Here is a 21,731-nt window from a genome sequence, read left to right as displayed (position 1 = left end):
GCCGCCTGCCCGGCACTGACGGCCCAGCACGGTGCAGATGTGGGGTCAGACGATTTCGAGGTCGTAGGTGGCTTCTACCCAGAAGCCGCCGGGTTCGTATTCGCCGCCGAAGGTGAGGATGTAGTTGCCGTGGGCGAGGTCTTCCAGGGTGGCCCAGAGGCCCCATGCGGTTGCTTTGTAGCGGCCGCGTTCGCCGAAGGGGCCGCCCTCGACGGCGTCGACGGGGAAGGGTTTGCGGTTGGCGACCTCGTGGACCGGCAGGGTGACGCCGTTGAGTTCGGCGTGACCGCTCGCGGTCGCGACGTAGGGGATGCGTCGGTTGCGCAGTGTGGTCCTGTGCATCATGTTGAACAGGGGGAAGAAGATCGGCCTGCCATACGGGATTTCGCAGCGCCGGCTCGCCTTGCCGCCGAAGGTCCCGGCGAGGAACCAGACGTCCGCGGGCTGCTTCTCTCCAGCAAACCGCCCGGTCTCATCGCAGACGGGGTTACGTTCGGCGGGTATCGACATCGCCCACTGCCACCACCGCCCGGCCAGCTCGACATCCTGCCTCACACCACAACCCACCTTGCTCATCCCAGCCCACTGCGCAGGACAGAATGCCACAGTAGGGCCGTCCCGGGCACCCGGCCAGCCCCGAAGTCCGGTGGCGCGAGTTGTCCCACTGCACCGAACTCGAGCGGCGGAGCGCGGGCGGTGGCTGGTTCGTCCGGCACCACATCGCCGGACACGGCTGGCCGAGTGGGTACGGTGCCGACGTCGGTCGACGCGGACCGAGTGGGCGCGTTTGTGGGCTGGGTGGCGTTGCAGGCGCCGGCGGAGGGCGGTTGCCGGGAGGTCGAGTACGAGGTGGGCCGGGACGAGTGGCTCGAGCGGGCGAAAAATCGATTGCAGGGGCTGGAAGCATGATCGATATGACGGCATCGGCATACCTCATCACCGGTATCCAGGCGGCGGGCAAATCGACTGTGGCGCAGGCACTCGCGGCGCGGCTGCCACGCTCGGCGCACGTCCGCGGCGACACCTACCGGCGGTTCGTCGTCGGGGGGCGCGCCGAGATGAGCAGGGAGCCCACGGCCGAAGCGATGGATCAATTGCGGTTGCGGCACCGCCTCGCCGCTCAGACGGCAGACACCTACGCCGCGGCGGGTTTCACCGCGATCGTGCAGGACACGGTGCTCGGTGAGTTGTTGCCCTATACCGTCGAGCAGTTCCGGACCCGCCCGCTGTATGTGGTGGTGCTGGCTCCGCGACCGGCGGCGGTCGCCGCCCGGGAGGCGGGGCGCGGCAAGGTCGCGTACGGCTCGTTCACCGTCGAGGATCTGGACACCGTGCTTCGAGACGAGACGCCGCGCATCGGATTATGGTTGGACACTTCGGATCTCACCGTCGAGCAGACAGTCGAGGAGATCCTCGCCCGCGCGGAGCCACTGTGTCGATGACTCCGCGCGGACTCCCCGCCGCTCAATGGTGGTGCGCCGCCCGGGGGTTCGGTAACCGACGCCGGTCGAGGACCACGACAACCACGCTAGCCAACCCACACGGAACAGATCCCGGCGGCGCGGCTTTTCAGCAGGATCTTGCTATGCGCTGCGGCTCGGCGACTGGCAAGCGCTGCTACAGCGGGCCGAGCGATTCGGTAGCGGGCCCCTCCAGCAGCGTGCCGTCGGCGGCGAAGCGGGAGCCGTGCAGTGGGCAATCCCAGGAACGTTCGGCATCGTTCCAGCGGACGATGCCGTAGAGGTGCGGGCACACCGCGGACACACTCGTCGTGACGCCGTCGACCGTGCTGGTCGCGGTCGGGCGCAGCCCCTGTCGACGCACCACACCACAACCTTCGGCGGGCACGGTGCGCGCGCCATGTGTGGCGGCGCGTAACCATCCGGCGGTGAGCCGTTGCGCCACAGCGCCGTTCGCGGATACCGCCGACGGCAGCGACTTCAGTTCGCCGGGGCGCCAGCTGCCCAGCGCTCCCGCCCAACTCGGTGATTTACCGATGATCCGTCCGGCCAGCGCCATGGCGGCCGCGACACCGTTGGTGAGCCCCCATTTCGCGTATCCGGTGCCGACCAAGATGCTGTCCTGCCCGGGCAGCAGCGGTCCGACATAGGGAAGCTCGCCGACCGGGGCGTAGTCCTGGGCCGACCATTCCTGCACGAGTTCCGCCGTGGGGAACCATTTTCGCGTCCACGTGGTCAAGTCGTCGAGCTGCCGCCGCTCCGAACGGGTGCGCCCCACGGGATGCCCGTTGCCGCCGACCAGCAGCAGCTCACCGTCCGGCGTCGGGGCGTAGCGCAGCGAACGGGTGGGTTGCCCGGCGCTGAGGTACATTTCGCGAGGAAGTTCCGCAGAAATCCGATAAGCCGCCAGGTACGAACGTTGCGCGGTGAGCCGCGCGAAGAAGCCGCCGCGATCGAGTATCGGTGTGCCCGTGGCCAAGACGACGGTGCCCGCGCCGAGGCCACCGTGCTCGGTCTCCACCGTCAGATCCCCGTCCTGGCCTCGCCGCACATCGTGCACCAGGGTCGATTCGTAGATCGGCGCCGCGTGCGCTTCCACGTCCACGGCGAGCGCGGCGAGCACCGCCATCGGATCCACCTGCGCCTGATCGGCCAGGCGCACCGCGCCGAACGCGGGGAAGGGCAGGTCGAGTTGCGGGACCAGCTCGGTCGGCAGCCCGGCCTGCCGCGTCGCCTCGTATTCCGCACGGACCAGGGCGATTTCGGACTCGCGCTGCGCAAAGGTGAGGGCGTCGGCCTGCTGCACCGGCACGGCGTGCTCGGCGCAGAACCGCAACAACCATTGCTGGCCTTCGCGATTCGCCGCGACGTAGTCGCGCAAGGTGCCCGCGGTGTGTTGCCGCCGGATCCGCTGGGCTCGGATGCCTTGCAGCAGGCTGATCTTGCCGGTGGTGGCGCCGGTCGTCCCGCCGCCGATCCGTTGGGCTTCGACCACGGCCACTTGGACGCCGTTCTCGGCGAGCAGCAATGCGGTCGCCAAACCGGTGAGTCCCGCGCCGATCACGACGGTGTCGAAGCGTGCGCCCGGCGTCAGCCGCAGCCGCGCCGGTACCTCGGCGTCGTTCAACCATAGTGACCTCATGTCCCCGGCATAGCCGGTCCGGAGCTGCGCAAACGCAGCCGATCGATGTCCGGGGCGCCGGTCCGCGGGCCGAAGGATGTTCGCCGAAATTGCCGCGCGGCAGTCGAGTTTGTTCCCTAGGCTCGTCCCATGACTCTGCGCGCGCGAGCACACGGCCTCGAATTCACCGGCGTCCCGGGGCAGTTCAATGCGATCACCGACGTGCCCGGTGTCGAGGTCGGCTACACCACGCTGATCCGCGGTGCGGATGTGCGCACCGGCGTCACGGCGATCCTGCCGCGCGGCCGTGACGGTGTATTCCGGCCGTGCGCCGCGGGCTGGTATTCGTTGAACGGCAACGGCGAAATGACCGGCACCACCTTCCTCACCGAGACCGGGGCGCTGTCGCTGCCGGTGCTCGTCACCAACACCCATGCCGTCGGCACCTGCCATCGCGGCATCATCGACTGGCTGGTCGGCGCGTTCCCGGACCCGCCGGACGATTGGGCGCTGCCCGTGGTCGCCGAGACCTGGGACGGCTACCTGAACGACATCAATCGCGCCCACATCACCACGGCGGACGCCGTCGCGGCCATCGACGCAGCGGCGGGCGGGCCGATCGCCGAGGGCGGCGTCGGCGGCGGCACCGGCATGGTCTGCTACGGCTTCAAGGGCGGTAACGGCACCGCTTCGCGCCGTGTGGGTTACGGCGCGGACTCGTACACGGTGGGTGCTTTCGTGCAGGCGAACTTCGGGGCGCGCCGGGAACTAGTGATCCGCGGCGTCCCGGTCGGCGCGCAACTTCTGGCCGACAATCCGCTCGGAACCTGGACCGCGCCTGCGGGTTCCGGTTCGGTCATCGTGGTGCTCGCGACCGACGCGCCCCTGCTGCCGGGCCAGCTGACCGCGATGGCCCGCCGGGTGCCGATGGGGTTGGCGCGTACGGGCACCACGGGCTCACACTTCTCCGGCGATATCTTCCTGGCGTTCTCCACCGCCAACGAGGGCGCGTTGACCAGTAACTTCCCTGACGGCGAAACCCCTTACGAAAACCTGAGATTCATTCCCTGGGGCCAGCTGAATCCGTTCTATGAGGCCGCAGTGGAAGTGGTCGAAGAGGCAGTGCTCAACGCCCTGTTCGCGGGCCGAACCATGGTGGGCCGCAACGGACACCGCGTGCCCGCCATGCCGGTGGACACGGTGCTGCGCCTGCTGGGCCGCAGCGACGAACCGTCGGCGACCACGCCCGGCGGCTAGCGTCCGGCAGCGGTGCCCTGCATCAGCTCCGCCTCGGTGGCCTCGTGTACGGCTAGCCAGCGCACGAACTCTTCGAACGACGCCCGGCGTTCCTGGCCGACCGAGGCGAGCATTTCCTCCAGGAGTTCGCGCATTCGATTGTGTTGCAGGACAAGGAGCTCTACGACGTTGCGGTGATGTCGGTCGGTCATCGGCCCGGCCTGTTCACGCTCAACCGCCGAATCCGACCAGCGCGGAGGCGAGGTCGGCGGCGTCGAGCACTTCGAGGGCCTGTTTGCGGATGTCGGGGCATTGCTCCGAGGTGATCTTGTCGATGACACTGCGGTCCTTCAGCACGGTGTCGTTGAGGCCGCCGTTGCGCGCCGCCCAGTTGTGCACGGTGCCGTTGAAGGTCACCCGCGCGACGGCGGCGCCCTCGGCACGCCACTTGTCGATATCGGGACTCATCATGTCGCACAGCTGCTTTCCGGCCGCGGGGCCGACCTCGTCGGGGTCGGGCACCTGGGCAGTGGCCGACGGCATGGACAGCGTGATCGAGGAGTCGGTGGGCGTTGCGGGGGTCGCCTCCTTGTTGTCGGTGTCCGAGCACGCGGCGGCCAGCGGGGTGGCCGCTAGCGCCGCGGCGATCAGCAGGACGCGCAACCCGGGCCGACGGCGATGATGAGTCATGTCGTTCTCCTCAGTGCAGGAACCGCCCGTGGCGGTGTCCTCTGCGCAATACCCGGGTGCGCGACCGGCAATCAGTGTCCGGCGGGGTCGCTGAGCTGCTTGCCTTCTTTCGCCTTGAGCCTGCGGTGCTCGGCGACCACCAGCAGCACCCCGATGGCGAAGCACAGCACCGTCGCGATGGCGCCGATGATCGCCCAGCCTTCGAAGCCGTAGCCTGCCGCGGTGAGGGTCAGCCCGAGGCCGACGAGCCCGAGCGCCACCAGCACGATGCCCGGCCAGTTGCGGGTGTCGGCGATGGACTCACCGACGTGGGTGCGTGAGGTCCGGGTGTAGTCCGGGAAGTTCTCTTCGGGACGTCCGTGGTGCTCGGCACCGCTGTGTCCCGTGGTCGATTCGTTCGGTCCGGGAAGCATGGAGGGTCCTTTCTAGTCCACATCACCCAAGGGGGATATTCGGGCGGGTACCCCGGCGTTCGGCCCTCAACCGGCGCTACGGAGCAGCAACTCGGTGGCGGAGACGATCGCGGTGTCCGGGATCGCGTCGAGGCAGTGGGTGCCGCACGGTCGGCTGCGGTTGCCGAGTACGACGGTCGGCACGCCGTAGGGCGCCCACCGCCGATCCGGCACCACCGGCGCGAACAGCGAGACGACCGGGGTGTCCACGGCCGCGGCCAGTGGCGCCGCACCGGTGTTCGGGGCCACGACGGCATCGGCGTCGCGGAGTACGGCGGCCAGACCGGCCAGGTCGGTGGCGCCGCCGAGATCGCGGGCCAGGCCGTGGGCGACCGTCCCGGTGAGCGTCTGCTCGGCCGGGCTGCCGGTCACCACCACGCGGTGCCCGGCGTCGACGAGCGCCGCGGCGACCTCCCGGCTGCGCGTGGCCGACATCCGGCGAGCCGGCTCCGGCGCACCCGGATGCAGCACGATATAGCCTGGGCCGCCGGTCAATTCGTCGACCTCGGGGAGATCCCGGCGCACCCGCAGCCGATGGTCGCCGGGCGGGTAGCCCGCCGCGGCCGCCAGCGAAAGCGCCCGGATCTGTTCCGGCAGTGCGTCATCCACGCGATGGCGGACATCGAGCAGGGTCCCCGCCTGGTCCGTGCTGATGGCGCTGATCCGTGGCACCTCGGCCATCCGCAGGATCAGGGCGAGCGGCAACGGTGATTGCCGCATCGAGGTCGCGATGATGGCTTCGTCGGGTGCCAGCAGCCGTACACATTCGATGAGCGCGCGCACGCCGGCGTTGGTGAGCGGCGGTGGATCGGCCCCGACCCACGCGGCTTCGAATTCGAGCACCCGATCCACGCCGGGGAGCAGGGCGGCGGCCGAACTGCCGCGCGGCCCGGCGAGGAAGGTCAGGGTGTCGGCTTTGCGTGCGACGGCTCGGACGGCGGGACCGGCGAGCAGGACATCACCCGCGCTGTCCAACCGGGCCACCAGCACATGGCCGGTCATCGGGTCGGCATCTTCCGGTGCGCGGTTTTCATACCGCCCGTGTGCCCGGGTCCGGTCATCCGAAACGCCCGATCTGCGGCGGTTCGGCATTTGTGCTGGTCGAGTGTCCGACTCGGTGATTCGTTTCGGCAGGGCCGGGTAAACGGTCAGGTGCCGGGGTGCCGTGGCACCGCGCCGCGGCGGTGGAACAGCGTCGAGCCGGCGAGGGACGAGCGGCATGGTCGAGCGACACAATGAACCAGCGGTTGAACACAACGGCGAATTCGACCGGTGCCGAAACGATCGCGAGTGGAACTGGGACGCCCGCGGAGAGACCGAAACCGAACGGCTCGACCGCAATTGGAGCACCCTCATCCAGGAACTGCGGGTGGTGCAGACCGGCGTGCAGTTCCTGATCTCGGCGCTGTTGATCGTGCCGTTCCAGGCCTCGTTCCCGACCTTGTCCCAGCCGTTGCGGGTGCTTTACTTGATCACGCTGACCGCGGCCATCGGGGCCACCGTCTTTCTCGTCGCGCCCATCTCGTGGCATCGCATCCTGTTCCGGCGCCACCGGCTGGGTAACGTCGTCGCGGCGGCGCACCGCTGCGCGATGATCGGGATCGGCCTGCTCGGCGTCTCGCTGACCGGGGCGATGATCCTGGTCGTCGAATTGGTCACCGGGACCGCGGGCGGCGTGGTGGCGGGGGTCGTCGTCGCGGTGCTGTTCTCGGCGGCGTGGTTGATCGTGCCGTGGTGGTGGCGCTCGCCGCGCGACGTGCGCGGCACGACGGGCCGTACGAGCGACGGGGGCGCACGATGAGTGCGCCGATCGGACACGGGTAATGCTCTGACTCGGTTCAGTGCGCCGAGGAGACGACTTCCGCGGCGTGTGCGGGAGCGGCCCGGTGGTAGGCGGTCAGGGTCTCCAGCGCCACCTGATCCCACGCGTAGCGACCCGCGGCGCGTTGATATCCGGCGGCGCCCCAGGTTTCGCACAGGGTCTTGTCGTCGAGCAGCGGACGCACGGCGCGGGCCACCGCGAGCGGGTCCGGCGGCGCGACCAGCCGGCCGGTCACCCCGTCCACCACGGTGTCGAGCAGGCCGCCGACCGCGGTGGCCACCACCGGTTTCCGGCACGCCATGGCCTCGAGTGCGGTGCGACCGAACGGCTCGTACGAGGGTGTGCACAGCACCACGTCGGCGGATCGATACCAGCGCGGCAGTTCCGTGCGCGATACCGGGCCCAGCATCCGAAGACGTTCCTGCACACCGTATTCCATCGCGAGCCGACGTAGCCGCCGGCCTTCGCCGTCGTCCTCGACATCGTCACCGACCGGCCCGCCCGCGATCACCAGTTCGGTGTCGGGCAGCTCCTGGAGTGCCTTGATCGCCACCTCGAACCCCTTGCGCGGCACCAATTTTCCGACCGACAGCAGGCGGTGCATCCGGTAGCGCTGCCCGCGTTCGGCGCGGGCGCCCTCCGGGGTGAACGCCGCGAGATCCACCCCGGACGGAACAATCGAGATCCGAAATCGAGGCACGCCCATTCTGGTCAACTCGACCACTTCGTCCGCGGACGTCGCGACGATATGTGCGGCCCGCCCGGCGATGAGCCGCTCGAAACGGATGCGCGAACGCGGGCTGGTGTCGGCCAAGCCCTGATTACGGCGGCGTACGGTGCCCAGGGCGTGGAAGGTCACCACGACGGGAATGCCGTGCGCCCGTGCCGCCAGCTCCGCGGCCAGCCCGGACATCCAGAAGTGCGCGTGCACGATATCGGGCTTGTCCCGGCCCCAGTGCCGCTGCAGAAAACTACCGAAATCGCCCAGGTGCGGCAGACTTTCGTTCAGTGGAAGTGCTCGCGGCGGCCCGGCGGGCACGCGGACCAGCCGGTAACCGGCTGCCGTGCCCACCTCGACCGGACTGGTCGAATCGGTCCGCCGGATGTAGACCGAGACCTCGTGCCCCCGCTGGACGTAGGCTGCCGCCAACTCACCGACGTGGACGCTCTGCCCGCTCGAGTGGGCGCCGCCCGGCTCGCCGAGCGGGGAGGTGTGCTCGGAAACCATGGCAATCTTCACGATGTGCTCCGTTCTCTCCACTGCTGCGCGGCATGCGGCACCGCCCCGCGACCAGAGGTCGCGTGACCCAAGGCATTTCGGATACGTGCCTGGAATGCCCGAGTGCGCGGGAACGAAACCGCCGGGCCTGCTTGCTGTTACGCTCCAGCTCTCACATGGTCGAGACGACGATACTGAGCGCGACCACGGATAGCACCGCCACCAGTACCGTCGTCGCGATGATCGCGATGGTTGCGGTGACCGGGGATTGGTGGCGAATCAACGGCGGGCGGGTGGCCGAGCCGGGCGTATTCGTGGCCTTCATAGTAAAGGCGTACCCGTTGGCCGGTTCGGTAACCCTCGGCCTGATCAGCGGCGTCGGAGGAATTTGTGACAGTGGCAGCCGAGCGTGCCACACTGTAGTGAGGTTGAGACGACAGCCGACCCCGGTTCGACGCAGGCGCCCACACCCGCCGCACACCGGCCGATGGGATCGTGGCGACAACCGATCGCCCATTGCGCGACAACACGCTCACCCGAGATTCTCATCGTTGCAGTCAGTGGCGTCGAACTGGAAACCCCCCGTACGGGAGGCCTTGTTCATGTCCGCTAGTTCCGCTTTACACGAGTACGCCGAAGGTGTGCATCGGAACGGTTCCGGGCCCGCGCCACGGAACCGCCGGGCCTGGGCCCAGCGCGTGGATCGCCGTCACGAATGCATGGTGGTCCGGGTCGAAGGCGAATTGGACGCCACTGTCTGCCCGCGATTCTTCGCCACGGTCGATCGCGCGGTGCGCGCGAATTGCCCGGCGGTGGTGATAGATCTGCGCGCGGCGCGATTCCTCAGCATCCGGGCCGCCGCGACGCTCGGCGCCACCCGGCAGCGGGCCGCGTGCGACGGCGTGGATCTGCGGCTCGTCGGCGGCGGCCCGGAGGTCGAGCGTTCGCTCGAAGTCTCCGGCGTCAGGCCGTTGTTCAGCCCTTATCCCTCGATGCGCGCCGCGCTGGACGGGTGAGGCGGAGTAGACCGACACGCCGGATCGACATCGGCGTGGCGCAGTCGGATCTGTTCGCGTGGCGTGCCCGTTCGACGGATACTTGCGCTGTGACTGAAATGGGGCCGGTCCAGCCCGAGAACGCTCTCGCGCTGGACCGGGTGATCGGATTAGGGACACCACAGAGTGTCGGTAGTTTTCGTTTCTGGTTCGCCGATCAGCGGTGGGATTGGTCGGACGAGGTGGCCGCGATGCACGGCTACGCGCCGGGCACCGTCACGCCGACGACCGAATTGCTGCTGACGCACAAGCACCCCGACGATCGCGCCCAGGTGGCCAGCGCACTGGCCAAATCCATCGAGGAGGGCGAGCCATTTTCCAGCCGCCACCGCATCCTCGACACGCTCGGCCAGGTCCATCACGTCATCGTCGTGGCCGATCACCTCTTCGATCAAACGGGTGCGGTCGTGGGCACGACCGGGTACTACATCGACGTCACCGAGACCCTCGAGGAACACCGCCAGGAGGCCCTCGACGACGCCCTGCCGGAGCTGTGGGCCTCGCGCGCGGTGATCGAGCAGGCCAAGGGTGCGGTGATGCTGGTCTACGGCGTCAACGCCGAGCAGGCGTTCCGGGTGCTCAGCTGGCGCTCGCAGGAGACGAACATCAAGCTGCGCACGCTCGCTTCGCGGCTGGTGGCGGATCTGGAGTCGCTCACCAATTCGACCGTGGGACTGCGTACCCAGTTCGACCATCTGCTGCTCACCGCGCACGAACGGGTCGACGCGGGCTGATCCGTCGGCCACGTTTCGGTCCAGCCGCGGCGGGTACGACGGTATGGAAGAAAGAAAAGCGCCGCGGTTTCGGATCTTCAGCCTTCGCGGCGCTGGGTTCGGCCGTGGTGGGCGAGTAGCCGCGGCGGTGGGCAGCGGGCGGCCCGCGAGAACCGGATCCCGACAACCTGGCGGCTCCGGGTCGGCTGCGAGAGCAAGGTGGTGATGGGCATGGGGGAGTGGACTTCCCGATCCTCTACGGAAACAACGACAATCGGCGTCCGAATCCCCGCTCGGCTGGAACAGTTGACGATGTTGCGCGGGCTCGCCGAAACCGTGTCCCTCATCGCCGATTTCGCGCTCGACGAAGTCACCGATATCCGGTTGGCCCTGGACGAGGTGGCCACCTCGCTGATCCTGGACGCGGTGCCGGGCTCGCAGCTCGACTGTGAATTCACCTATGACTCCGATCAGATGATCGTGCACGTCGCGTCGGTGGCGACCGCGGAGCAGGTGGTCGGCCAGGCCGGCTTCGGCTGGCACATCGTGCGCACGCTGACCCATTCGATCGCCGCGTCGCAGGCGCCCTTCGACGCCGGTGTGGCCGGTTATCCCACCGCGGTCGACTTCAGTTGGGTGCGAAGGGCATCCGATGGCGGGTAGCGCAGGAGCCCGCGGCGACAGCTACGACGATATCGAGCCCCTGTTCGAGAAGATCGCCGCGCTGGCCGAGGACGATCCGCGCCGCGAGCCGCTGCGCGCCGAACTCATCGAACGCTGCCTGCCGCTGGCCGAGCACATCGCGCGCAAATTCGCCGGGCGTGGGGAGAATTTCGACGATCTGCTGCAGGTCGCCCGCCTCGGTCTGGTGCAGGCGGCGGACCGCTTCGATGTCGAGCGGGGTTCTTCGTTCCTGTCCTTCGCCGTGCCGACCATCATGGGCGAGGTGCGCAGGCATTTCCGGGACTACACCTGGTCGGTGCGAGTTCCACGGCGTACCAAGGAGATTCAGCTGACCATCGGGGTCACGGTGGAGGCGCTGTCGCAGCGGCTCGGCCGGATGCCGCGGGCCAGGGAGATCGCCGCGGAACTGGAGCTGGACGTGGTCGAGGTCACCCAGGCGCTGATCGCGGGCAACGCCTATCAGTCCGCCTCGATCGACGCGGTGGCCGGCGACGATATCGACAACGCGCCGCTGCCGCTGCTGGAAAGCCTCGGCGCCGAGGAGCCCTCCTACCATCTGGTGGAGGACTACCTGGCCGTGCGCCCCCTGATCGAGGAGCTGCCCGAGCGCGAGCGCCGCGTGCTGATCATGCGGTTCTTCGAATCGAAGACCCAATCCGAGATCGCCGACGTGCTCGGCGTGTCGCAGATGCACGTCTCGCGCATCCTGTCGAAAACCCTGCAGCAGCTTCGCGACGACGCGCTACGCGACTGACGCCGCGAATTCCCTTGCCGTCAGAGCGGATTCGGCGGCGTCGGGTCGTGCGGCGGGGACAGTGGACCACCCGGCTCGGGTACCGGCGGCAGCGGCCGGCCGGGGTCGGGCGCCGGACGGGGTTCGGGTACCGGCGGCAGCGGATCCGGACCGGGCTGCGGGGGTGCGGGCGCAGGGTCGGGACCAGGTACCGGCGGCACCGGATCGGGCTCCGGGATCGGGGGGATCGGGCTCGGTTCGTGCGGTACTGGAGTGGTCATGGGATTGCCTCCTCGGGGCAGCGGTACCCATCGTGACCGGACCCAACCATCGCGTGGCTACCGGTGACTCCGCTCACAAAGTGGCTGGCGGTCAGCGTTTTCGGTGCATTCCAGCAGCGTTGGCGGGGCCTTTGTGACGTAGTGCCGGTTTGCGCGAAGTTGGCGTCGGGTACGTGAAGAGGAACCGGACTTACGATGCCGATGGCTCAGGAGATCGTCATGAACGACCACCGACTAGGCACCCGGAATCCGTACGCCGGACCGGGGAGCTCGAGGTCGACGAAGTACCAGCAGGACAAGCCCGCACCCGAGCGGCGCGAGCGTGCCCGCGCCGGGAACGTGGAGCGCACCCGGGTCACCAGGGATCACGACACCATTCGGCAGTGGGCGGAGCGGCGCGGCGCTACGCCCGCGACGATGCCCGGCATCGGGTACGGCGGCCCGATGGGTTCGCTGCGCCTGGATTTCCCTGGCTACGGCGGAGCGGTGCTGCGGCCGGTGGACTGGGACGAGTGGTTCGCCACCTTCGAGGAACGGCACCTGCACTTTCGCTACCAGGAGCAGCTCCCGGACGGCACACCGAGCAACTTCAACCGGCTGGAACGTTCGACTCGCGACGATCGCTGACCCCCGCGTCGGCGCGGAAAATGCCGGGTAGCGCGTGTGTCGGGCGTCACGTAACGGTTGCATAACGACGCTCGTCCGGCCAGGGTGGATGGATAACCAGCCAGGCGTGAGCCGCCCGGTGCGAGCCGGTGCAACAGCTGATCAAGCGTCCATGCGGCGTTTACCGAATGGTCTGTTCGGGTATCCGATAGATCGGCAAGGTGGCTCGAACAAGCGGAATGTCGCGTCGGTATGGGGATGCGATTCTCCGCACCGGCAGACGTCCTGCGTGTCTGCAAAGGATAGGTATTTGAGCGAGCGTAGCGAGCGTAGCGAGCGAACCAGAGGCACAGCCGCCTCAGCGGCCCCGGTGTGGCCGGGCGTCGGCGGGGTGCGGTGATGACGGCGAACCTGATGATCGTCGAGGACGACGACCGGGTCCGGGGTGCGCTGCGGCTCGCCATGGAGGACGAAGGCTACGACGTCGCCGAGGCCGAGGAGGCCGAGGACGCGCTCACCCATCTGCGCAGCAACGGCGTGCCCGATGTGATGATCGTCGATCTGATGCTCGGCGATATGGACGGTTTCGACTGCATCCGGGAGATCCGCCGCGAGCACGACGTGCCGATCATCGTGGTCAGCGCGCGCGACGACACCCATGACGTGGTGGCCGCGCTGGAGGCGGGCGCCGACGATTTCGTGGCGAAGCCGTTCGAGATCAAGGAGATCACCGCACGGATGCGCGCGGTGCGGCGCCGGGCCAGGCTCACCGCCGAACGCGAGGCGCCACCGCAGGAGGTCGTGCTCGACGCAGACCCCGAGGCGCCGCTGGTGCTCGCGCAGGACGCGGGCGTGGTGCGCCGCGGCGACGAGGAGATCCGGTTGACGCTCACCGAGTTCCGCCTGCTGTGCGAGCTCGCGGAGACGCCGGGCCGGGTGCTCAGCCGTACCGTCCTGCTCGAAAGAGTATGGGACCAAGGATTTTTCGGTGACGAGCGGATCGTCGACGTGCACATGCGCAGGCTGCGCACGAAGATCGAACGAGACGCTTCCGACCCGCGCGTCGTGGTGACGGTGCGCGGGCTCGGCTATCGACTCGATGTCCAGCGCTGAACGCTGGCTCGATCCGACACGCTGGAGTCTGCGCGGCCGGGTGACCGCCGTGTTCACCGCGATCAGCGCGCTGATGTCGCTGGTGCTGGTGGTCTCGGTGTTCACCATCAGTCGCAGTTATCTGGAACGCGCGCAGGCCGGTGCCACCGACCTGCAGGCGAACCTGGATCTGCTGCGCAATGTGCTGGTCGCCTGCGCGGTCGCGGTCACCGCGATCGGCGCGGCGGTGGGCTGGTGGGCGAGCCGGCGCGTGCTCACGCCGCTGCACCAGCTGGCCGCGACCGCCGCCCGGATCGCCTCGGGCGACCTGGACCTGCGCTTGTCCGCCACCCACGATCAAGACCTGGCGACCACCGTGGAGTCGTTCAACTCGATGGTCGACTCGCTGCAACGGCGAATCGAGCGCGAGCATCGGCTGTTCGGCGACGTCAGTCACGAATTGCGCACGCCGCTCACCACTTTGATGGCCAGTGTCGACGTGCTGAACCGGCATCGCGACGATCTGCCGGAGCGTTCCCAGCGCGCGCTCGTGCTGGTCACCGACGAGGTCGACCACCTGCGGCGGCTGCTCGACGACCTGCTCGCGCTCGCGCGGGTCGAGGCGGGCATGCACCGCGGCGACCAGGAACCGCTGTCGGTGCGAGATCTGTTGCGGCACACGCTCGCCGAGCGTCGTTATCCGCCCGATCTGCTGACCGTGCACGAAGATGTGGTCGTGCTCGGCCGCAAGCTCGAATTGGAGCGGGCGGTGGTGAACCTGCTGCAGAACGCGGACCTGCACGGCGGCGGCGTGGTCGCGGTCGCCGCGGATCGGGTGGGCGACGCGGCAGTGATCGTCGTGGACGACGCGGGCCCCGGTGTGCCGCCGGCGGACCGGGTGCGCATCTTCGAACGTTTCGCGACGGCGCGCAGCGGCCGTCGGTCGGCGACCGGGACCGGCATCGGCCTCGCGCTGGTCGCCGAGACCGTCGCCAAGCATGGTGGCCAGGTCGAATGCGTGGGCCGGCCGGGCGGGGGCGCCCGGTTCGTCGCCACCTTGCCGGGCGTCGGCGCAATCGAGCCGTAACACAACCGTAATGAACTCGACCGGGTCAGCTCAAAGTTGATTCGTAAGCCTGGATAGGTACTACAGGCCCGACCGGGGAGTTGTATGTCAGTGCCAACGTTGAACACCGCGGAGATCGAACGATCCCGTGTCGAGCAGGCCGCGGCCGCGCTGGGTCCCGACCCCGGCCGCCACCGGACCGAGTTGGTTCTGCGCAAGCCACGCGTCGAGGACGGCGCACAGCTGTGGCGGATCGCGAAGAACTCCGAGGTCCTCGATGTCAATTCGAGCTACGCCTACCTGCTGTGGTGCCGGGACTTCGCGGAGACCACGGTGGTCGCCGAAATGCAGGGCCGCGTCGTCGGTTTCGTGATCGGCTACCTCCGGCCGCAGGCGCCGGACACCGTGTTCGTCTGGCAGGTGGCGGTCGACCGAGCGCAGCGCGGCCAGGGCGCCGGCGCCCAACTGCTGCACGCCTTGCTGAACACTGTTGCACCCCAGGGTGTTACGACGCTGGAGACGACGATCTCGCCCGACAACGCCGCGTCCATCGCGTTGTTCGGTTCGGTCGCCCGGCAGCGGGGCGCCCGAATGACCAAGCGCCCCTTGTTCGATACGGGCGTCTTCCCGGACAGCCATGAGTCCGAGGACCTTTATCTCATCGCACCGATCGCTCGCACAACGCAGGAGGACCACCGATGATCACCGCCGACACGAGCATTTTCGAGAGTCTGGAATCCAATGTGCGCGGCTACTGCCGTGCCTGGCCCGCGGTCTTCTCGAAGGCCAAGGGCAGCTGGTTACGAGACGAGGACGGTAAGGACTACCTCGACTTCTTCGCAGGCGCGGGCGCGCTGAACTACGGCCACAACAACGACGTGCTCAAGCAGCCGCTGCTGGACTACATCGCCAGTGACGGCATCACGCACGGGCTCGACATGTCCACCTCGGCCAAGCGCAGTCTGCTGGAAACCTTGCGCGACACGGTGTTCGCGCCGCGCGGGCTGGACTACAAGGTGCAGTTCCCCGGTCCGACCGGCGCCAACGCCGTCGAGGCCGCGCTCAAGCTGGCCCGCAAAGTGACCGGCCGGGAGACGATCGTCAGCTTCACCAACGCCTTCCACGGCATGACCCTCGGCGCGCTCTCGGTCACCGGCAACGCGGCCAAGCGCGCGGGCGCCGGTGTGCCGCTGGTGCACGCGGCGCACATGCCCTACGACGGCTACTTCGACGGCACCACCGCCGATTTCCAGTGGATGGAGAAGGTGCTCGACGACACCTCGTCGGGCTTCGATCGCCCGGCGGCCGTGATCGTGGAGACGGTGCAGGGCGAGGGCGGCGTGAATGTCGCTCGCGCGGAATGGCTTCGGCACCTCGCCGGGCTCTGCGAGGCCCGCGACATCCTGCTGATCGTCGACGACGTGCAGATGGGCTGCGGGCGCACCGGGCCGTTCTTCTCCTTCGAGCTCGCGGGCATCACCCCCGATATCGTCACGCTGTCGAAGTCGATCGGCGGCTACGGACTGCCGATGGCGTTGGTGCTGTTCAAGTCCGAGCTCGATCAGTGGTCGCCGGGCGAGCACAACGGCACCTTCCGCGGTAACAACCCGGCCTTCGTCACGGCCGATGTCGCGTTGCGGCACTACTGGTCCGACGACACCCTGCACAAGGCGACGCTCGCCAAGGGCGAACGCATCGCGAGTACGCTGACGGAATTGGCGGGCAACGTCTCCGGCGTCTCGACCCGCGGCCGCGGGCTGGTGCACGGCGTGGTGTTCGAGGACCCGTCGCAGGCGAGCAAGGTGTGCCAGATCGCGTTCGAACGCGGATTGCTGGTGGAGACCTCGGGTTCCACCGACGAGGTGGTGAAGTTGCTGCCCGCGTTGACGATTACCGACCAGGAACTGGACCACGGCCTCAGCATTCTCACCGGCGCCGTGGACACCGTCTGCAATGGAATGGGGGCGATCGCATGATCGTACGTACCACCGCCGAGATCACCGATACCGAACGCGATGTGGCCGGGCAGGGTTGGCGCAGCAAGCGCATCATCCTCGGCGGCGACGGAGTCGGCTTCTCCTTCCACGAGACCACCATCGATGCGGGCAGCACGCACGAGTTCCACTATCGCTACCATGTGGAAGCGGTATGGTTGATCGAGGGTGAGGGCACGCTCACCGATCTCGACAACGGTGTGACCTACGAGCTCGGTCCCGGCTCGATGTATCTGCTGGACGGGAACGAGCGCCACCAGCTCTCGGCCCGCACCCGGATGCGGATGATGTGCGTGTTCAATCCTCCGGTCACCGGGCAGGAGGTCCACGACAGCACCGGCGCGTACCCGCTCGTTGCCGCGACGATCGGGGGATAGGCGGTAATGGTTTTGCAGCACACTGAAACTCGGCCCTCGACGGACCGGATCGATCGTTACCCGACCCGGATCGATGCACCGGCCACGCACCTGGATCGCACCGATCCGACGGTGTGGGGCCGGGTCGAGAGCCCGGCGCTCGCGGCCTTCGACACCGACGGTTTCGCCAGCATCGACGAACTGCTCACGCCCACCGAGGTCGCTGACTTCAGCGCCGAGATCGGCAGGCTGGCAGGCGATCCCGCCCTGCGCGACGACGAACGCGTGATCGTGGAGAAAGCGTCGAACCGGGTGCGGTCGGTCTTCGAGGTGCACCGGCTCAGTGCGGCGATCGCGGACCTGGTCCGCGAATCCCGGGTCGCCGGGCTGGCCCGGCAGGTGCTCGGCTCCGAGGTGTACATCCACCAGAGCCGGGTCAACTACATGCCGGGCTTCCGCGGCACGGGTTTCTACTGGCACTCTGATTTCGAGACCTGGCACGCCGAGGACGGCATGCCGGCGCCGCGGGCGGTGAGCCTGTCCATCGCGCTGACGGACAACTACCCGATCAACGGCAGCCTGATGGTGATGCCCGGCTCGCACCGCACGTTCGTACCGTGCCTGGGCAGCACCCCCGCGGAGCACTACCGGGAGTCCTTGCAGGAGCAGGAGATCGGCGTGCCGACCCAGGAGGACATCACCACGCTGGCGAATCGATACGGCATCAGCCAGTTCACCGGGCGGGCCGGTTCCGCGCTGCTGTTCGACTCCAACCTGATGCACGGTTCGTCGAACAACATCACCCCGTTCCCGCGCTCGAACATCTTCCTGGTGTTCAACAGCGTGGAGAACACCCTGGTCGAGCCGTTCGGCGCGCCCGCGCCGCGACCCGGCTACATCGGCAGCCGCGACTTCACGCCGCTGTCCGCCTGACCTGGCCGATTCTCCACCGAAGGCGCTCTTCGCCGCGTTCCCGCGGGGCGAAGGGCGTTTTCGGTTCCGGCCTGGTTCCGCTCGCCGCGCGCGGTCGCCGGATCGGCGGTACGATCCGCTGCGCGAGCGTGTTTCGACGCGGGGGCCAGTGGTTACTCAGGTGATCGCGGGGGCAGTCCGTACTGACGAGGGGCTCTCGTGTCCGGACCGGACGCGCCGAAAGATCTTCTGACCCCGGCAAAATTTCGGCCAACAACGCTGTCTTGGCGCGTCGACCAAGGTCTGCGGTGATACTGTCGTGCGCCCGGCGGCGTGCGACGTGTGGCACCCCAGGTCGACCGGCATTGCGCGCGTGACGTTCTCGGTCACCTAGCGGGTTTACGGCAATCGCGCGGGTATTTCGCGAAAATTGTGCAGTGTGCTGTGGCCGCTAGGTGATTCGGTCAAAAATGGGCATTTGACCAGCTAATTGGCTAATCGATGGCAATGTGTTGCGTACTTGACCTAATTGTTACCGATGGGTACAACTACGTGACCATGCCGACGCAGACCGCTCGGTCGGCCCATGCAGAAAAGCACGCAGTTGGTTACGGATGTCATCACAATAGACGCGGAGTTCGCAGCCGCACGAAAAGCGCTGTGGGACTTTTTCATGGACCCGCAGACCTACGCCCGCATGTTCCAGGGAATCGGCGACTGCGAGCGCGCGGAAACCTCGGACACCCACCCGGTGCTGCTGATCCGCGCGCGGCACGCGGACACCGAACTCACCGTGCCCGCACTGCGGCTGGTGGTCGGCAAGGAACGGGAAAGCTTCGAGCTGCAATGCCCTGGCCTGGGCAGTTTCGCCGCGGTGCGGCTGCGCGGAGAAGACGAGGCGGAGCCGACGCGGGTGACCATCACCTACTTCGGCGCCGGGCGGATCCATCCCTGGATCGCCGGGCAGGACAACGCGGACGTGATCGCCTGGACCACGGCCGGCCTGACCCGCATCGTCGACGCGGTGCTCGGCACACCGACCTCGGTGCTCGTCAACGGCGAGGAATCGACGACGAAACAGCAGGTCGGCACGTTGAAGCAGATGGTGACGACCGGTGTCGTACGCACCTACCGGCCCGACCGCGCGCTCAAGCAGGTGGGCGGGCTGGCCCGGTGGGGATTCACGCTGGCGGGCGGCTACGCGGCTGCCGCCGGGCATTCGCCTGATCGGCTCGCGGTGGTGGACGGCGTTTCCGCGCGCACGTTCGGTCAAATGCACGATCGCACCCACAAACTCGCTTCGGCGCTGGCGATGCTCGGCATCGGCGCGCGGGACAAAGTGGGGCTACTCTCGCGCAACCGGGTCACGATGGTGGAATGCATGGTCGCCACCGGCAAACTCGGCGTCGACACAGTGCTGCTGAACACCGGCCTCTCGGCCCGGCAGATCGAGGACGTCGCGGACCGGCACGGCCTGTCCGCCGTCTTTCTCGACGACGAATACGAGCCGCTGACCAAGTATCTGGCCACGTCCGTGCCACGCTTCGCGACCGGGCACCTGACCCGGTACGACCGCAACACTGTCGACGACCTGATCGCGCTCGACGCGCCGACCTTCGCCCGGCCCAGCCACCCCGGTCGGCTGATCGTGTTGACCTCGGGTACCAGCGGCACGCCCAAGAGCGCACAGCGACCGCAGCCCAAGGGTTTCGGCACCGTGGCGGCGCTGCTCTCGCGCATCCCGATGCGGATGGACGAGACGATGCTCATCCCCGCGCCGCTGTTCCACACCTGGGGGCTGGCGGCGTTGCAGATCAGCACGCCGATCCGGGCGAGCGTGGTGCTGCCGGAACGGTTCGACGCGCAGGACTGCCTGCGGCTGATCGAGGAGCACCGGGTCACCGCGGTGATCGTGGTGCCGGTGATGGTGAACCGGATCCTGGATCTGCCCGCGCACGTGCGCGATCGCTACGACACGTCGAGCCTGCGCGTGGTCGCCAGTTGCGGTGCGCCCCTTGCCGGTCCGACGGTGGTGAAGTTTCTCGACGCCTTCGGCGACGTGCTCTACAACGTGTACGGCTCGACCGAGGTGTCCTGGGCGACCATCGCCGATCCGGCCGATCTGCGGGCCGCGCCGACCACCGCGGGACGACCGCCACTGGGCACGAAAATCGCTGTGCTGGATAAAGAATTGCGTCCGGTGCCACGCGGGGTGACCGGCCGCATCTTCGTGCTCAACCACATGCTGTTCGACGGGTACACCGACGCGAAGCCGCCCACCGAATGGGGCGGCATGCTCGACACCGGTGATCTCGGCTATCTCGATGCCGACGGGTTGCTCTTCGTCGCGGGTCGCGACGACGAGATGATCATCTCCGGCGGCGAGAACGTCTTCCCGCGCCCGGTCGAAGAGGCGCTGTCGCATCTGCCGCAGGTCAGCGAGGTGGCGGTGGTCGGCGTGCCGGACCAGGAATACGGGCAGCGCCTCGCCGCGTTCGTGGTGACCAGAGAGGGTTTCGGGCTGGATCGCGACATGGTGTGCAACTACATCCGGCACCGGTTGAGCCGCTTCTCGGTGCCGCGCGACGTGACCTTCCTGGACGCGCTCCCGCGCAACGCGACCGGAAAGATCCTCAAGCGCACGCTGATTCAGTCGAGCTGAGCGTAGTGCGGCCGAGTGGTCCTGCGCGGCAGCACAACTCGGCCGCTGCCGATCAGTGCAGTCGCCGGATCGCGTCGTCGGCCAAGTCGGCGATGGTCGGGTAGCCGTCCACCGCCATGATCAGATCCGCCTCCGCGAGCAGCGTGCGCAGCACGTGCACGATGCCGTCCACCCCGCCGATCGCAAGACCGTACGAGTACGGGCGGCCGATGCCGACGGCGGTCGCGCCGAGCGCGAGCGCCTTGATGATGTCGGCGCCGGAGCGGACTCCGGAGTCGAACAGCACCGGCAATCCGTCGACCGCCGCGACGATCTCGGGCAGATGCTCGATCGCCGGAATCCCGCCATTGGCTTGCCTGCCACCGTGATTCGAGCAGTAGATGCCGTCGACGCCCGCGTCCTTGGCTCGGCGCGCGTCCTCGGGGTGACAGATTCCCTTGAGGATCAACGGCAGATCGGTGAGCGACCGCAGCCAGGGCAGGTCGTCCCAGGTGGGCGCGCCGCCGAACAGTGCGACCCAGGTGAGGATGGCGGTCTTCAGGTCCTCCTCGGGACTCTTCGCCAGCAGGCCGCGGAACACCGGGTCGGTGAAGTAGTTCGCCAGGCAGTGCCCGCGCAACTGCGGAAAGTTCGACGTGCTCAGGTCGCGCGGCCGCCAACCGGGCACCCACGTATCGAGCGTCACCACAATGGCTTTGAACCCGGCCTGCTCCGCGCGCCGGACCAGGCTCTCGGCCAGGTCGCGATTGGTGGGCGTGTAAAGCTGGAACATGCCGGGGGTGTCGCCGAAGTGACCGGCCACCTCTTCGAGCGGATCGACCGCCAGGGTGGACGCCACCATCGGCACGCCGGTGCGCGCCGCCGCCTTTGCGGTCGCGATATCGCCGTGCCCGTCCTGGGCGCAGAGCCCGACCACGCCGATCGGGGACATGAAGACCGGCGCGGGCAGCCGCATGCCGAAGAGATCGATCGACAGGTCGCGGACCTTGGCGGCGCGCAGCATGCGCGGCACGATGCCGTACTTCTCGAACGCGGTCACGTTGGTGCGCTGGGTCAGCTCGTCGCCCGCCCCGCCCG

Annotated in this window: 26 protein-coding genes; 16 read left to right on the top strand and 10 right to left on the bottom strand. The window is 68.2% G+C overall.

The window, feature by feature from the left end:
- Positions 1-45: 45 nt before the first annotated feature.
- Positions 46-555, bottom strand: coding sequence for a hypothetical protein (locus NBRGI_RS13940; protein ID WP_148310809.1), 510 nt, complete (start codon positions 553-555; stop codon positions 46-48).
- Positions 556-696: 141 nt separating this feature from the next.
- Between NBRGI_RS13940 and NBRGI_RS47435 the strand changes: the two genes are divergently transcribed.
- The gene (locus NBRGI_RS47435; protein WP_148310808.1) at positions 697-909 is read left to right on the top strand and encodes a hypothetical protein; all 213 of its coding nucleotides are present in this window, start codon (positions 697-699) and stop codon (positions 907-909) included.
- 5 nt (positions 910-914) lie between these two features.
- Positions 915-1,442, top strand: a complete 528-nt coding sequence (locus NBRGI_RS13930; protein ID WP_036558970.1) for an AAA family ATPase — start codon at positions 915-917, stop codon at positions 1,440-1,442.
- Positions 1,443-1,617: 175 nt separating this feature from the next.
- Here the strand turns inward: NBRGI_RS13930 and NBRGI_RS13925 are convergent, their stop codons facing one another.
- Entirely contained in the window at positions 1,618-3,102 is a 1,485-nt protein-coding gene (locus NBRGI_RS13925; RefSeq protein ID WP_029896268.1) for an FAD-dependent oxidoreductase, read from the bottom strand.
- Positions 3,103-3,231: 129 nt separating this feature from the next.
- Between NBRGI_RS13925 and NBRGI_RS13920 the strand changes: the two genes are divergently transcribed.
- Entirely contained in the window at positions 3,232-4,338 is a 1,107-nt protein-coding gene (locus tag NBRGI_RS13920) for a P1 family peptidase (RefSeq protein ID WP_036558939.1), read from the top strand.
- Here NBRGI_RS13920 and NBRGI_RS13915 read toward each other — a convergent pair.
- The 4 genes from NBRGI_RS13915 to NBRGI_RS13900 form a co-directional block, all read right to left on the bottom strand.
- Positions 4,335-4,529, bottom strand: coding sequence for a hypothetical protein (locus NBRGI_RS13915; protein ID WP_029896264.1), 195 nt, complete (start codon positions 4,527-4,529; stop codon positions 4,335-4,337). The genes NBRGI_RS13920 and NBRGI_RS13915 overlap by 4 nt on opposite strands.
- 19 nt (positions 4,530-4,548) lie before the next feature.
- Positions 4,549-5,007 carry a hypothetical protein gene (locus NBRGI_RS13910; protein WP_029896262.1) on the bottom strand — a complete coding sequence of 153 codons (459 nt, stop codon included), beginning with the start codon at positions 5,005-5,007 and terminating at the stop codon, positions 4,549-4,551.
- Between the two features lie 71 nt (positions 5,008-5,078).
- On the bottom strand, positions 5,079-5,420 hold the full coding sequence (locus NBRGI_RS13905; protein ID WP_029896260.1) for a hypothetical protein: 342 nt from the start codon (positions 5,418-5,420) through the stop codon (positions 5,079-5,081).
- Between the two features lie 66 nt (positions 5,421-5,486).
- Entirely contained in the window at positions 5,487-6,461 is a 975-nt protein-coding gene (locus tag NBRGI_RS13900) for a glycosyltransferase family 9 protein (RefSeq protein ID WP_029896258.1), read from the bottom strand.
- Between the two features lie 217 nt (positions 6,462-6,678).
- Here NBRGI_RS13900 and NBRGI_RS13895 point away from each other — a divergent pair, with 217 nt between their 5' ends.
- Entirely contained in the window at positions 6,679-7,260 is a 582-nt protein-coding gene (locus NBRGI_RS13895; RefSeq protein WP_029896255.1) for a DUF6328 family protein, read from the top strand.
- Positions 7,261-7,297: 37 nt separating this feature from the next.
- Here NBRGI_RS13895 and NBRGI_RS13890 read toward each other — a convergent pair whose 3' ends face one another.
- Positions 7,298-8,521: a glycosyltransferase gene (locus NBRGI_RS13890; protein ID WP_036558967.1), complete on the bottom strand. Its 1,224-nt coding sequence runs from the start codon at positions 8,519-8,521 to the stop codon at positions 7,298-7,300.
- A gap of 151 nt (positions 8,522-8,672) precedes the next feature.
- On the bottom strand, positions 8,673-8,825 hold the full coding sequence (locus tag NBRGI_RS48130) for a hypothetical protein (RefSeq protein WP_158439862.1): 153 nt from the start codon (positions 8,823-8,825) through the stop codon (positions 8,673-8,675).
- A 277-nt stretch (positions 8,826-9,102) separates the two neighbouring features.
- On the opposite strand from NBRGI_RS48130, the gene NBRGI_RS13880 reads away from it, so the two are divergent.
- The 4 genes from NBRGI_RS13880 to NBRGI_RS13865 all read left to right on the top strand — a co-directional run bounded on the left by NBRGI_RS13880 (position 9,103) and on the right by NBRGI_RS13865 (position 11,706).
- Entirely contained in the window at positions 9,103-9,516 is a 414-nt protein-coding gene (locus tag NBRGI_RS13880; protein ID WP_029896250.1) for an STAS domain-containing protein, read from the top strand.
- Between the two features lie 98 nt (positions 9,517-9,614).
- On the top strand, positions 9,615-10,289 hold the full coding sequence (locus NBRGI_RS13875; RefSeq protein WP_029896248.1) for a PAS and ANTAR domain-containing protein: 675 nt from the start codon (positions 9,615-9,617) through the stop codon (positions 10,287-10,289).
- Between the two features lie 291 nt (positions 10,290-10,580).
- A complete protein-coding gene (locus tag NBRGI_RS13870) occupies positions 10,581-10,931 on the top strand; it encodes a hypothetical protein (protein ID WP_029896246.1) in 351 nt (116 codons plus the stop codon).
- Positions 10,921-11,706, top strand: a complete 786-nt coding sequence (locus NBRGI_RS13865; protein WP_029896244.1) for an RNA polymerase sigma factor SigF — start codon at positions 10,921-10,923, stop codon at positions 11,704-11,706. The genes NBRGI_RS13870 and NBRGI_RS13865 overlap by 11 nt, the downstream gene beginning before the upstream one ends.
- Positions 11,707-11,726: 20 nt before the next feature.
- Here NBRGI_RS13865 and NBRGI_RS46370 read toward each other — a convergent pair whose 3' ends face one another.
- Entirely contained in the window at positions 11,727-11,966 is a 240-nt protein-coding gene (locus NBRGI_RS46370; RefSeq protein ID WP_014985958.1) for a hypothetical protein, read from the bottom strand.
- Positions 11,967-12,185: 219 nt separating this feature from the next.
- On the opposite strand from NBRGI_RS46370, the gene NBRGI_RS43730 reads away from it, so the two are divergent.
- The 8 genes from NBRGI_RS43730 (at position 12,186) to NBRGI_RS13825 (ending at position 20,654) form a co-directional block, all read left to right on the top strand.
- Positions 12,186-12,593, top strand: a complete 408-nt coding sequence (locus NBRGI_RS43730) for a hypothetical protein (protein ID WP_235210947.1) — start codon at positions 12,186-12,188, stop codon at positions 12,591-12,593.
- A 378-nt stretch (positions 12,594-12,971) separates the two neighbouring features.
- Complete coding sequence (locus NBRGI_RS13855) at positions 12,972-13,685, top strand: response regulator transcription factor (RefSeq protein WP_029896240.1); 714 nt, start codon at positions 12,972-12,974, stop codon at positions 13,683-13,685.
- A complete protein-coding gene (locus NBRGI_RS13850; protein ID WP_051727730.1) occupies positions 13,672-14,751 on the top strand; it encodes a sensor histidine kinase in 1,080 nt (359 codons plus the stop codon). Before NBRGI_RS13855 ends, NBRGI_RS13850 begins: the two co-directional genes overlap by 14 nt.
- A gap of 84 nt (positions 14,752-14,835) precedes the next feature.
- On the top strand, positions 14,836-15,432 hold the full coding sequence (ectA, locus tag NBRGI_RS13845) for a diaminobutyrate acetyltransferase (RefSeq protein WP_029896235.1): 597 nt from the start codon (positions 14,836-14,838) through the stop codon (positions 15,430-15,432).
- Positions 15,429-16,706 carry a diaminobutyrate--2-oxoglutarate transaminase gene (gene ectB / locus NBRGI_RS13840; RefSeq protein WP_029896233.1) on the top strand — a complete coding sequence of 426 codons (1,278 nt, stop codon included), beginning with the start codon at positions 15,429-15,431 and terminating at the stop codon, positions 16,704-16,706. Before ectA ends, ectB begins: the two co-directional genes overlap by 4 nt.
- A complete protein-coding gene (locus NBRGI_RS13835; RefSeq protein ID WP_029896231.1) occupies positions 16,703-17,101 on the top strand; it encodes an ectoine synthase in 399 nt (132 codons plus the stop codon). Before ectB ends, NBRGI_RS13835 begins: the two co-directional genes overlap by 4 nt.
- Positions 17,102-17,107: 6 nt before the next feature.
- A complete protein-coding gene (thpD, locus tag NBRGI_RS13830; protein WP_029896229.1) occupies positions 17,108-18,013 on the top strand; it encodes an ectoine hydroxylase in 906 nt (301 codons plus the stop codon).
- Between the two features lie 583 nt (positions 18,014-18,596).
- The gene (locus tag NBRGI_RS13825; protein WP_036558947.1) at positions 18,597-20,654 is read left to right on the top strand and encodes an AMP-binding protein; all 2,058 of its coding nucleotides are present in this window, start codon (positions 18,597-18,599) and stop codon (positions 20,652-20,654) included.
- 52 nt (positions 20,655-20,706) lie between these two features.
- Here the strand turns inward: NBRGI_RS13825 and NBRGI_RS13820 are convergent.
- Positions 20,707-21,731 (bottom strand): alpha-hydroxy-acid oxidizing protein (locus NBRGI_RS13820; RefSeq protein WP_029896225.1); only part of this gene is annotated, 1,025 nt, incomplete at its 5' end.

This window comes from Nocardia brasiliensis IFM 10847 (assembly GCF_000710915.1).
In the GTDB taxonomy this organism is placed as follows: domain Bacteria; phylum Actinomycetota; class Actinomycetes; order Mycobacteriales; family Mycobacteriaceae; genus Nocardia; species Nocardia brasiliensis_A.
Note: the sequence above shows the minus strand (reverse complement) of the source record. Positions and strands in the feature narration are given on the sequence as shown.